The sequence below is a fragment of the Belliella alkalica genome (assembly GCF_022549785.1).
GTDB lineage: Bacteria > Bacteroidota > Bacteroidia > Cytophagales > Cyclobacteriaceae > Belliella > Belliella alkalica.
In genome coordinates this window covers 118,542-131,638 of record NZ_JAKZGO010000004.1, presented here as the reverse complement: position 1 = coordinate 131,638, position 13,097 = coordinate 118,542, and the positions used below count along the sequence as shown (strand labels likewise).

Annotated in this window: 8 protein-coding genes; 4 read left to right on the top strand and 4 right to left on the bottom strand. The window is 36.3% G+C overall.

Going from position 1 to position 13,097, the window contains the following annotated elements:
- Nucleotides 1-345: 345 nt before the first annotated feature.
- Both clpB and MM213_RS06275 read right to left on the bottom strand, forming a co-directional pair.
- Entirely contained in the window at nucleotides 346-2,958 is a 2,613-nt protein-coding gene (clpB, locus tag MM213_RS06280; RefSeq protein ID WP_241410635.1) for an ATP-dependent chaperone ClpB, read from the bottom strand.
- Between the two features lie 217 nt (nucleotides 2,959-3,175).
- Nucleotides 3,176-3,646: an Atg14 domain-containing protein gene (locus MM213_RS06275; protein ID WP_241410634.1), complete on the bottom strand. Its 471-nt coding sequence runs from the start codon at nucleotides 3,644-3,646 to the stop codon at nucleotides 3,176-3,178.
- 622 nt (nucleotides 3,647-4,268) lie between these two features.
- On the opposite strand from MM213_RS06275, the gene MM213_RS06270 reads away from it, so the two are divergent.
- Nucleotides 4,269-7,427 carry a histidine kinase N-terminal 7TM domain-containing protein gene (locus MM213_RS06270; protein ID WP_241410632.1) on the top strand — a complete coding sequence of 1,053 codons (3,159 nt, stop codon included), beginning with the start codon at nucleotides 4,269-4,271 and terminating at the stop codon, nucleotides 7,425-7,427.
- A gap of 308 nt (nucleotides 7,428-7,735) precedes the next feature.
- Here the strand turns inward: MM213_RS06270 and MM213_RS06265 are convergent, their stop codons facing one another.
- Nucleotides 7,736-8,977 carry a dipeptidase gene (locus MM213_RS06265; protein ID WP_241410630.1) on the bottom strand — a complete coding sequence of 414 codons (1,242 nt, stop codon included), beginning with the start codon at nucleotides 8,975-8,977 and terminating at the stop codon, nucleotides 7,736-7,738.
- A 189-nt stretch (nucleotides 8,978-9,166) separates the two neighbouring features.
- Between MM213_RS06265 and MM213_RS06260 the strand changes: the two genes are divergently transcribed.
- From MM213_RS06260 to MM213_RS06250, 3 genes are all read left to right on the top strand, one after another.
- Nucleotides 9,167-10,045, top strand: coding sequence for a YncE family protein (locus MM213_RS06260; RefSeq protein ID WP_241410629.1), 879 nt, complete (start codon nucleotides 9,167-9,169; stop codon nucleotides 10,043-10,045).
- A 138-nt stretch (nucleotides 10,046-10,183) separates the two neighbouring features.
- Nucleotides 10,184-11,185 carry an acyl-ACP desaturase gene (locus MM213_RS06255; protein WP_241410628.1) on the top strand — a complete coding sequence of 334 codons (1,002 nt, stop codon included), beginning with the start codon at nucleotides 10,184-10,186 and terminating at the stop codon, nucleotides 11,183-11,185.
- Between the two features lie 111 nt (nucleotides 11,186-11,296).
- The gene (locus MM213_RS06250) at nucleotides 11,297-12,151 is read left to right on the top strand and encodes a pirin family protein (RefSeq protein ID WP_241410627.1); all 855 of its coding nucleotides are present in this window, start codon (nucleotides 11,297-11,299) and stop codon (nucleotides 12,149-12,151) included.
- A gap of 163 nt (nucleotides 12,152-12,314) precedes the next feature.
- Here MM213_RS06250 and MM213_RS06245 read toward each other — a convergent pair whose 3' ends face one another.
- A complete protein-coding gene (locus tag MM213_RS06245; protein WP_241410626.1) occupies nucleotides 12,315-13,091 on the bottom strand; it encodes a Rossmann-like and DUF2520 domain-containing protein in 777 nt (258 codons plus the stop codon).
- Nucleotides 13,092-13,097: the final 6 nt, after the last annotated feature.

The window sequence follows — 13,097 nt, the reverse complement described above, 5'->3', positions numbered from 1 at the left end:
CGTTGGATTTCTCCATACCAAAATCATTTTACAAATCATCCTAAATTAGTAAATAGGTGAGGGAGCCTATACTTTCACCTATTTACTTCTTTCATCGTGGCTTGTGCCCCCACAAGTCACTAACCTGATGAAACGGTACAATGTATAATGACAATAAGAACACATGCTTTGAATAGGCGGTAACATAAAAAGGTCTGTGAGGGCACAGACCTTTATACGGTTAGTTAATATTATTTGAGGCTATCTTTAAATTGACATTTGAGGCTGCCTATTTAATATCCCCACTTTTTTTTTGGAATAAAAGAAGTTCTACTTAAATAAGGCCTCACATTTACTCACAAAAACCTAAACTACAAATTCACTCTCAATATTCTTGAAATAAACTTGGTTTTCAGTATCCAAATCTACCAATACCGCTGAGTCACTTTTGATATATCCAGAAAGGATTTGTTTGGAGAGCTCGTTCAGCACCAACCTTTGCATTGTCCTTTTGAGTGGTCTTGCTCCAAACTGAGGGTCAAAGCCTACTTTTCCAAGATAATCCAGTACCTCTTTTGTTGCATCTATTTCTATCTTGGATTCTGAAAGCCTCTGTTGGATTTCTTTCCATTGGATGTCAACTATTTTCCTGATGATACTCTCGCTGAGAGGCTCAAACATTATAGTTTCATCGATCCTATTAAGGAACTCTGGTCTTACTGACTTTTTCAAAAGATCATAGACTTCAGTTTTTGTTTTTTCCAAAACCTCTTCCTTATTCCACTCTTCCATTTCAGCAAAGCGTTCTTGAATCAGTCCTGACCCGATATTTGTAGTCAGTATGATGATTGTGTTTTTGAAATTTGCTATCCTCCCTTTGTTATCAGTCAACCTTCCATCATCCAAAACCTGCAAAAGAATATTAAACACATCAGGGTGAGCTTTCTCTATTTCATCTAAAAGCACCACTGAATATGGCTTTCTTCTAACTGCCTCAGTCAACTGTCCGCCTTCATCATACCCCACATACCCTGGAGGTGCTCCTACGAGCCTGCTTACAGCATGCCTTTCCTGATATTCAGACATATCTATCCTTATCATTGCATTATCGTCGTTGAAAAGATATTCAGCAAGGGCTTTGGCCAATTCTGTCTTTCCTACGCCAGTAGTACCCATAAAGATAAATGATCCTATAGGTCTTTTTGGATCTTGTAATCCAGCCCTACTTCTCCTCACAGCATCAGACAATGCTGTAATGGCCTCTTTTTGTCCAGCCACCCTTTTTCCCAGTTCCTCTTCCAAGTGTAGCAGCTTCTCCCTCTCACTTTGAATCATTCTGGATAGAGGGATACCAGTCCATTTGGCGACTACAGCCGCAATGTCTTCATGATCCACTTCTTCTTTGAGAAGAGGGGATCCCTGCTGCATTTCAGCTAATTGAGATTTGAATTGATCGAGCTTTTTTTCAGCCTCCACGATTTTCCCATATCGGATTTCCGCAACCTTACCAAAATCCCCTGCCCGCTCTGCTTGTTCGGCTTCTAGTTTTAATCTATCAATATTCTCCTTTTCAGTACGAATACCCGTGATGACTCCCTTTTCACTTTCCCACTTAGCTTTGATACCTTGTCTTTTTTCTGAAAGCTCTGCAATCTCTTTGCTCAATACAGTCTCCTTGTCTTTGTTGTTTTCTCTTCTAATCGCTTCCCTTTCAATCTCAAGTTGCATAATTTTCCGATTGAGCTCATCCAATTCTTGGGGCAGTGAATCTATTTCCATACGAAGTTTTGCAGCAGCCTCGTCCATAAGGTCAATGGCTTTGTCAGGGAGGAATCTATCAGAAATATACCTTTGGGAAAGTTCTACAGCGGATATGACTGCATCATCTTTAATTCTAACCCCATGATGCAATTCATATTTGTCTTTGATACCTCTTAGAATAGAGATTGCATCAGCCGAGTCGGGTTCATCAACAACCACCGACTGAAACCTTCTTTCCAGAGCTTTGTCCTTTTCGATATATTTTTGATATTCTTTTAAGGTAGTCGCTCCGATTGCATGCAATTCCCCGCGAGCCAGAGCAGGTTTAAGTAGATTTGCCGCATCCATAGCGCCTTCACCGCCACCAGCACCTATCAAAGTATGGATTTCATCAATGAATAGAATAACCTGACCGTCAGAATCAGTCACCTCCTTGATCACTGCTTTTAGTCGTTCTTCAAATTCACCTTTGTACTTGGCTCCAGCTACCAACAACCCCATATCCAAAGAAATCAATAATTTGGTCTTTAGGTTTTCTGGTACATCCCCACTCACTATTCGTTGGGCTAGCCCTTCTATAATTGCCGTTTTACCGACTCCAGGCTCACCGAGCAAAATGGGATTGTTTTTTGTTCTTCTTGCCAAAATCTGCAGGACCCTTCTTATCTCCTCATCCCTCCCGATTACAGGATCTATTTTTCCTTTTTTGGCAAGCTCATTTAGGTTTTTGGAATATTTCTCCAAAGCCCTGTATTTTGATTCTGCATTTTGATCTGTCACTTTATTTCCTTGTCTAAGTTCTTTGATTGCTTCTATCAATGACTTTTCTTTCAAGCCTTGATCTTTTAGTATTTGGGCAGCCTTGTCTGAACCATCCAAAATTGCCAAAATCAGATGTTCTATGGCTACAAACTCGTCTCCGAAATTTTTGAGATAATCTTTGGCTTTAGTCAAAACTTGGTTTGAAGCATTGGATAAATATGGTTGCTGCCCATTTACTTTAGGGTAGCTCTTGATAGCCTCATCAAGTTTTTGGGAGACAATTACTTTATTTACTGCTAACTTTTTGAACAAAAAGTCAGTTACATTTTCATCTTCTATAAGGATTCCCTTTAGCAAATGCCCTGGCTCAATTACTTGCTGCTGTTCGTTGACTGCCAACTCCGCAGATTTTTGTATAGCTTCTTGGGATTTAATGGTGAATTGTTTGAAATCCATACTTTGTTTTTTTTTGGTAAATTCAAGTGGTTAGAAGCATTTAATCAAATTATCAACCAAAGAAGATCTTGATCTTAAATCGGAATTTTTGGCAGCAATTCTTGTTGTGAAATCATGTTTTTATGCCATTTTGACTTAATAAAGTAACAAAAAAAGTCATGCCCAATGGACATGACTCAGTAAAATTATAATAAAGGCTTACTATTTTAAATGAAGATTAGTCTTCATCGGATTTATATCTTTTTAAATCCCGCTCGAATTTGGCAATTTCTGCATTCGCTTTCTCCACATCAATTTCCATTTCTTTTAGCTTCAGTTCCATTTTGGCGATTTTGTCATTTGTCGTCCCTTTCCTGATAGCTTTCTCGATTTTTAGGTTTTGTTGTGAATGCTTGATTTCTGCTTTCTGCCTTTTGGTTAAGGCTTTATCATATCCTTTCTGAGCCTTTTCGAGATTTTTTATTCTTTTTTCTTCTGCTTTTTGCTCTGCCGCTATCCTCTTCAACTCTTTTGATTCAGCTTTCAAAGCTGCCTTTTCCTCTTTCAAAGCTTGCTTTTCTTCCTTTGCTGCTTTTTTCATTTCAGCAATTTCTTGTTTGGTTTTTTCTTTTTCAGATTCTACTTCTTGTGCAAAACCCTGAAAGTTCACCAAAAAAACCATTAAAAATAATCCTGTTATAATCTTCATCTTTTTCATAATTTATAAAATTGGTTTAGCAATGTATGCTCTCAAAACATACAATAATTATTCCTATTTAATATTTTCAAAAATAATAATACTTTTTTCAATTTTCATACTAGTAATAATCCATATCATGAATGTCTGCCCTATTAGCAGTAATCACACAAAATGATTTTCTTTAAATCAATTTATATGCTTAAGCGCACAGGCGTCGCATAATAAAAGATTACCGGCAGGATTTTCTGCGAAAATTCACATCCTCCCGTCATTACATATAATCATAATCCATATTTAATGACTTTGTTTATCGAATATACTTAAGTCAAAGAGTAATCAAAACAGGATGACAAGTTTATCAAATCAAACGTCTTAGTGTCATATAGCATTTATGTAAGGATTAATTTAAAAACATTCTTTTTTGAAATAATTACTTAAGGTTAATTAGTTATTTGTAATTTAGAATATAACTTTAAGAATAATTAATTTGTCGCCTCTTATCGCTAAAATATACCTACTAAGAAGTTAACCTGACTTATTATTAGTCAACTATTGACGGTCTTTAGTGTTATTATGGTCAATAAATTTTATTATAAAGAAGTATTAGGTAATCATATATAATTTTTAAAAGATGGAAGTATTTCAACAATTTCAATTCAACTATATATCGATACCTGTTTTTCTAACGAGTATTTTATTTTTATTTCTTATCATTTTGAGCAGAAAAAAAGATAGTTATTTTGGTGAAAAATACTTTTTTTACTTATTACTAAGTTGTTTTTGGTATACTTTTATTTATGGTTTTGAAATGATTTCAACATCGCTAGAATATATACTCCTCTTTTTCAAATTAGAGTTTTTTGGTGCAGTATTTATCACACCTTTACTTTTGTCCTTTATATTGAAATACACAAAAAACGAAAAATACTTAACGAAGATCAATAAAGCGATTTTATTTGGACCTGCTTTTATATCTATAATATTAATATTGACTAATGAATACCATCATCTTTATTACAAATCATTTGACGTAATCAAAAATGATTACTTCTATGCCATTTCCTTTATACCGGGAATCTATCACTGGATATACGGAACATACACTGCCCTGTTAGTGGTAATCGCAAATACACTACTATTCAGAACACTATTATTTGTCCCAAACACTTATTCCAAGCAAGTTATAATTTTCTTGATAGCGACGCTAGTTCCGTGGAGCACCCATGTACTTGAGCTTTTAGATCTATACAACTTTCAAATCGACTTGGTCCCATTTGCATTGGCAATAAGCGCATCATTGACTTACTGGGGCTTATTTAATCTAAAAATCTTCAAATCCACTCCAATTGCATTTGAGCATATATTCAATGAGCTAAATGATGGGATAATCATCTTGGACCCACTAGGTGACGTGATTACCCAGAACAAAGTGGCTTCGAAATTTCTAAAAATAAAACCTCCTATAAGCAGTGTAAAGATCCTTCAAGAATACCCCTACCTCAAGCCCTTTTTAGATGTTCAGAGCACCACTGATCCACTAGAATTGACAATAGAGATGGGTCAGACATTGTTGATAAAAAGAGAGAAAACCATTGACCCAACTTCACACCGAAACATGATTCATTACATTATGATTCGAGATGTGACAGTAGAAAAGAAGTCAGCTGAGCTAATAAAATCAAATGAGCTAATGCTGAAAATGGCAAATGAAAGTCTATTGAGAAACGAAAGAATGCTCAAATCCATTACAATGGCTACAAAAGAACTGCTTTCAAACCCTGATTTTGCCATTGCCACACAAAAAGCTATTACAATACTTGGAGAAGGTGCAAATGTCGATAGAGCCTATTTGTTTGAAAACAGTATTGGTGAAGGAGGGAAAGTATTTAGTTCGCAGAGATTTGAATGGAGTGCCATGGGCGTACCACCTGAAATCAACAATCCGGAACTGCAGAATATTCCAATGGAATTTTATGGAGAAGCGGTTGCTTTTTTGGAACAAAACAGAATCTATCAAGCAATCGTGTCAAAAATAAATGATGAAGATTTAAGGTCTCTGTTGGTTGGTCAAGACATAAAATCCATACTTTTGATACCTATTTTTATAAATCAAAGATTCTGGGGATATGTTGGTTTTGATGACTGTACCTACGAAAAGGAATGGAGTGAAGCAGAAGCTGCATTGTTATTGAGTTTTGCTGATAGCATTTCCAATGCGTTAGAAAGGAAAAATCTAGAACAAAACTTATTGAAATCAATGCAGCAAGCACGTGAAGCGAACATGGCAAAATCAGAATTTTTAGCCAATATGAGTCATGAAATAAGGACCCCTTTGAACGGTGTGATTGGTTTTTCAGATCTTCTGATCCGTACTAGACTGGACGAAACGCAGAGAAGTTACTTAAAATCAATCACTCAGTCTGGAAATATACTTTTAGAATTGATCAATGACATATTGGATTTTTCCAAAATTGAAGCTGGAAAGCTTGAACTTAGCCCAATCAGGCTTAGCCTAAGGGAAGTCGCCAAGGAATCGCTGAATGTCATTAAACCTCTTGCGGATGCAAAGAATATTAAACTAATACTTTCATTAGATCTCAAATTACCAGAAACAGTAATCTTGGACTTAATCAGGATCAAACAAATTCTGATAAACCTTCTAAGCAATGCAATCAAATTTACTGAAGAAGGAGAAGTGGAATTATCAATTCAAGTGAATACAATCAACTCAAATATTCAGAAAACCAACATAAATTTTTCAGTAAGAGATACAGGAATTGGGGTGTCAAAGGAGAAAGAAAAAATAATATTTGAAGCTTTTGCACAAGAGGATAATTCTACAACAAGAAAGTATGGCGGCACAGGATTGGGCCTATCGATCTGCAATAAACTTTTGGAACTTATGGACAGTAAACTTGAACTTGAGACTGAACTGTCAAAGGGAAGCAAATTCTATTTTGCGCTAGATGTTCCATATGAGCTGGGAGAATATGAGTTAGAACACGAGAAAAATATAGAAAAAACCAATCCTGCTGAATCAAATTTGCTTGCTAGTGTTACTAGAACATTTCTATTGGTAGATGATAACGCTGTTAATATGCTTTTAGCTAAAACAATTGTAAGGAGCATTATTCCTAATGCCGCAATATATGAAGCTAAAAATGGCTTAGAAGCAGTCAATATGTACAAAACTTACAGGCCAGAGATGATTTTTATGGATATTCAAATGCCTGAAATGAGTGGATATGAAGCGACAAAGGAAATTAGAGCTCTCGAAAAAACCGAAAAAAGTGAAAGGGTACCTATCATTGCATTGACTGCCGGCACGGTAAAAGGTGAATATGGTCGTTGCATTGAGGCAGGTATGGATGATTATCTTAGCAAGCCGATTTTAGTTTCTGATATTTCCGAAAAACTATTCAAATATCTAAAGGCAGAAAACACCATCCCAGAAAATCAATATGAATCTAAATTTGAAGAATATAAAAAGACTGACCCGGAGTTTTTCAAAGAATTGATCGAAGTAAGCAGGGAAAACATCAATCTGCTGCACAGCGCTCTTCTATATCATGTTGAAGAGAAAAATTTAATCAAACTAAAACAAACCGGACATGCCATCAAAGGAATTGCTCTAAATTTGGATTTGAAAAGATTGGTTCATTTGGCCAATGATGTCGAGAAACTTAAAGAACTCCCCGCAAATGATGCAAAAAGTTTTTTCGAAGAAATAGATAAAGAAATTGGAATTATTATCCGCAGATTGGACCAAGAAATCACGGAATTGGAATAGGACAGTAAGTTGTCCATTGGAAATTATGCTGAAGAATTTTTTATTAAGCATAACATTGTAAATAAATATGAGTATCCGCAATGTTGCACGTTTGGTAAGAAGTAGCTATATAAGTTGCGGATACTCGTCAACAGAAAACAACTTACAGTCAATAGAACCACAAATCGTTCACCCGACAATCTTTTGATTGGCTACTTGCAAGAAAACGGATAGTCATATAAATAAAAAGGAAAAAGGTAAAAGGATCTACTTCCCTTTACCTTTTCCAAAACAGAGGAAATACTAGTATTTGATTTTTCTCGAGGATTTTATCTTTTAGCCGCAGCTTCTACTGCATTCCATACTCTGAAGAAATTCTTGTAGCAAATTTTCTCTAAATCTTCTTTAGAATATCCAAGCCTCATCAATTCTGCAATCAAATTAGGATACATAGAAGCATCCTTTAGTCCATCTGGCAAAGTATCACCAACCCCATCAAAATCAGACCCAAGGCCAACATGGTCTATCCCAACCATTTTCGCAACATAGTCAATATGCTCAGCTACTTTAGATACATGGACAGTCGGCTTATTCTCTGCCATATATGTTTTGATGTATTCTATAGCAGCAGAATCTCTTCTATCCAGTTTGTTTTCTTCCATCCAAGACTGGATGTGAGCTCTATTCTCAGTATTTTTTTCAGAGAAAGCCTGATCGACAAAACTACCTCCAAACGTAATCATAACCATTCCGTCTTTCTCGGCTATTTTTTTGATGATTTCATCCGAAACATTTCTCTCAAAACCAGGTGTAAATTTCCTTGCAGAGCTATGGGTAGCCACTATTGGTGCATCACTAACTTCGGCAACGTCAAAGAATGTCTTATCTGTGATATGTGAAACATCAATGATCATTCCCAATCGATTCATTTCTTTTACTACCTCTTTGCCAAACTCACTCAAGCCGCCATGGGTCTCAGAATCATCATATGAAGAGTCTCCTACGAGATTATCCTTGCCATGTGTCAAGGTCATGTAGCGTATTCCTTTGTTATAAAAGTATTCGACATTCTCCAGTTTATCTTCAATGGCAGCGGCATTCTCTATACCCATTGGAAGGGAAAGTAAACCTTTACTGAAATTATCTTCAATTTCCTTCGGAGATTTTGCCAAAGCCAATTGCTCAGGCCACGTATTTGCCAAGCGCTCTACCATCATGATCAAAGTATCAGCAAGGTCTTTTGCCCCACCTTTTTCCTGATAGCCCGCCGGAATATAAATGGCCATAAAAGGAGCATCCATCCCGCCTTCTTTGGCTCTTACATAATCGATATTCCCTTGGTCACTTTTGTTTATGAAATCATAGACCTCTCCAGTCATGGTGTTACCCATATTATACATTCGAAATGGCAGATCCATGTGGCCATCCACCAAAATGGTGTTTTTTGTAAATTCCTTTGCCATTTCCAGTCTTTCTTCATCAGAAAGTAACGAATAATCTACTTCTTTTTCTTTTTCACTACAGGAAAATGAAAGTACTAAACTGACTACTATTGGTAAGATTTTTTTCATAATGATTAGGTTTAAATTTCAATTTAAGCAATCACTTAAATATTTTAACCACAAGATTTATAAGCGGTTGAAATGTTGGGTAAAACAGATTTCAGCTATTATTGTTGTAGCTACTCAGATTGAATTATAGGAATTCGCTCTATTTCATAAATTATCCCTAAATTTATGTATAAATCAAAATTCGAAAAGATGAAAACCACCCAAAAATTAATACTAACATTAGCTTTCCCTCTAATCATCTGGAGCTGCGATTCCAAAACTACAAATGAAGAAGTAACAGAAGTAGAGGTAGAGGAATCTATAGAGCCCTCACTAACCAAGGTCTGGGAAACAACTGCTGAGTTGATGACAAATGAATCAACTTTATTTGATCCCACAACAGGAATCATATATGTTTCAAATATCGATGGTTCCCCTTCAGAAAAAGATGGTAAAGGCTCTATAGCTATCATCAGTAAAGAAGGTGAAATAATTCAAAAAGAATGGGTGTCAGGTATCGACTCTCCAAAAGGCATGGGTATCAGCAATGGAAAATTATATGTGACCAATATAGACGAGCTGGTAGAAATAGATATAAAAACTGCAGAGATCAGCAATAGATATAAAATAGAAGGTGCTGAATTTCTAAATGACGTCGATACAGATGGAGACAAAGTATATTTCTCCGATATGAACACTGGGAAGATTCACTTGTTCCAAGATGGGGCAATCAGCACTTTTGCAGAAGGGCAGGATAAAATCAACGGACTAAGAGTTGGATCAAATGGAGTACTTTATGGATTGGATGGATCTGGTTTGAAAAAATATAACAGTAACGGAAGCTTCGAAATGATCAATGAAGTAGTCACAGGTGGAGATGGTTTGGTCGTTATCGACGAAAGTACATTTATTGCAAGCAGATGGCAAGGCGAAATATATCTTATTCAAGATGGGCAAGAAACCAAAATCCTTGATACTAAGGCAGAAGAGTCAAACACTGCTGACATTGATTACATTCCAGAAGATAACCTTGTGCTTGTTCCTACGTTCTTTAAAAACAAGGTAGTAGCATATAAATTAACCTATTGAGAAGTAAACTCAAATTAGAAATCGAGTTTCTCCCATCGCATTTATCTATTTTGTACTTATCTTTATAGAAGAATTACCTTACCCAAATCTGAGATTAAAAATTTTTTAGCTTTTGGTAAGGTGTTGAATGATTAAATTATGAACAAGTCAAAAAATATCAATTACGAATTAGAAAAAAACATGGAAGTCATCAGTCAATTGGATGATTTCGTGGGGCATGCAGTGGACAATGTTCTGGTAGATCCAGATGACTGTTGGCAACCAACAGACTTTTTGCCAGACATGGCTAAGTTGGATGCATTTGATCAAGTAAAATTACTTCAAGAAAGAGCAGCAGGAATCCCTGACACGGTTATCACTTCCTTAATTGGAAATATGATTACTGAAGAAGCACTTCCGAGTTATCAGACATATTTCAACTTGCTAGAAGGAATCAACGAAGAAGGAAGCTTGCTAAGTCCATCTGGCTGGGTAAGATGGTCAAAGGCTTGGACTGCAGAAGAAAACCGTCATGGAGATCTTCTAAACAAGTACTTATACCTTTCTGGTCGAGCTGACATGAAAAAAGTAGAGCAGACTATTCATAGATTGATATACAATGGCTTTGATCCAAAATCAGAAAAAGATCCATTTCAAGCAATTATATATACATCTTTCCAAGAGAGAGCTACAAAAGTATCTCATGTGAACACTGGAAAGCTTGCGGATAAAGCAGGTGACGATGTCTTGTCAAGAATTTGCAAAACTATAGCAGGAGACGAAGCTAGACATGAAAAAGCCTACAAAAGCTTTATGTCTGAAATCTTCAAAATAGATCCAAATGGGGCTATTTTAGCATTCGAAAAAATGATGAGGAAGCAGATTGTAATGCCTGCAGTACTCATGGGACATGGAAGTGCAAACCCTACTCTTTTTGATCAATTCTCTGCCATTACCCAAAAAATCGGTGTCTACACAGGCTGGGATTATGCAAGAATTATTGACCACTTGGTAAAACTTTGGGATATCGAAAAATTGACAGGCTTGAATGACGTAGCTTCAAAAGCACAGGACTACTTAGCAAATTTAGCTGATAGATACATGCGTGTAGCTGACAGAATGAAGGCTCCTGACGAGGTTCAACTAGCTTGGCTTAAGTAAAAACAAATAAAATTACAAGACGCTGGACATAAATCCAGCGTTTTTTTTTGCTCCAAATGGAACAATTTTGAGTTTTTATCTATTTAGATGTATATACATATAAACTCCAATATGAAAACTATCAAAACAATTCATACGGCATCATATCACCCCATCGCAGACCTTATAACTTATAACCCACTCCCTTCAAGGGAGTTGAGGCAGATCGATCCATTTATTTTTCTCAATCATCATGGGCACCAAACCTATCCAAAAAACAACAATGGACTTCCATTTGGACCTCATCCACATCGTGGAATGGAGACCGTAACTTTCATTCTTGAAGGTGATATCATGCACAAGGATTCTGGAGGGCATGAATCTGTAATCGAAAAAGGTGGTATTCAATGGATGACTGCAGGAAGTGGACTTATCCATGCAGAGGTTAGTTCTGAAAAATTCAAAAAAGAAGGGGGAGATCTGGAAATCCTCCAACTATGGGTCAATTTACCTGCAAAGCACAAAATGACTAAGCCTAAGTATAAAGGCTTACAAAAAGATGAAATCACACATTTTGATTTGGAGGATGGAAAAATCTCTGTTCAACTAATCTCAGGTGAGTGGGATAATCACAAAGGATCATTTGAGACCATCAGTCCCATGATGATGAGTACAGTTTATATGAAATCAGGAAGTACATTTACCAAAAATATCCCTCAAGAAGAGAATGTTTTTTTCTATGTGGTACGAGGTGAAGTACAAATACAAGGGGAAAAAATTCCTTACAGAAATCTTATTGAATTTAATAATGATGGAGATTCTTTGACCGTCAAAGCTTCACAAGATGCAATAGTTATTTTGGGACATGCCAAGCCATTCAACGAACCTTTGGTGGCGCAAGGGCCATTTGTGATGAATACTCAGCAAGAAATCATGCAAGCATACCAAGATTATCAAGCAGGGAAATTTGGGACTTGGGAGGACTAGTCCTAAATCAAAATTTATGAGGTTTTGGGTTTCCAAAACCTCTTTGGTTTTTTTATCTTTAATCATTTGAAGCCTAATCATCTCAATTATTCTAAGAAGTTTAAGGCTAATTTCCAGCTTGATAAAATCTTAAAATTTCACAAATCTTTCAATCTTCAATTTCTCAATTCACGTCGATAATGTCTTGAGAGATCAGTCTATAAAGTTCTGCAACTTGCTCGTTGTAGTTCAAAAACTGGAAGTGGTTGTCAAGCGTCCCAAAATCACCTCTAATTGCAGGTCCTGTTTGTGCCCTCTTGGCACCGATTTCCAAAGTTTTGCTTATTGATTCTATGATCAAGGGTTTGAGCATTTCAAAATCCAACCCTTGCCTTGCCATAATTTCTTCTGACAATCTAATCATGTGATTCGTAAAATTGCTTGCAAAAACTGCTGCTATGTGCAATGCAAGCCGATCCTTTGACTTGACTATATAATTGTAGGGAGTTAGGCTTTTAGCCAATTTTTTCAACTTCTGCAAAGTCTCCTCATCCTCTGACTCCAACAAAAAAGGAACATCTACAAAATCAATTGCTCTCCCTTTACTGAAAGTTTGCAAAGGATACATTACTCCTGTGTAAGTAGCCGAGCTATAACCCAAAATACTTAAAGGAACTGTGCCTGATGTATGTACAAGGATGCTATTTTCTGGCAAGATAATCTCATCGGCAATATCTGAAATTGCGGAATCACTTACTGCCAAAATGAAAATTTCAGCTTTACTTTCAGAAAAATCCAGCTCATCAACAGCTTCCGCCACATAGACTTTTTCTGTCAATTTTTCCGCATCTTCCAAGTTTCTACCATAGATTTCGGTGATGGTATGGCCTGCATTTTCCAAAGCAGGAATCAGATGATAGGCCACATTTCCTGTCCCTAATATTGCAATCTTAAACTTCATGATTGA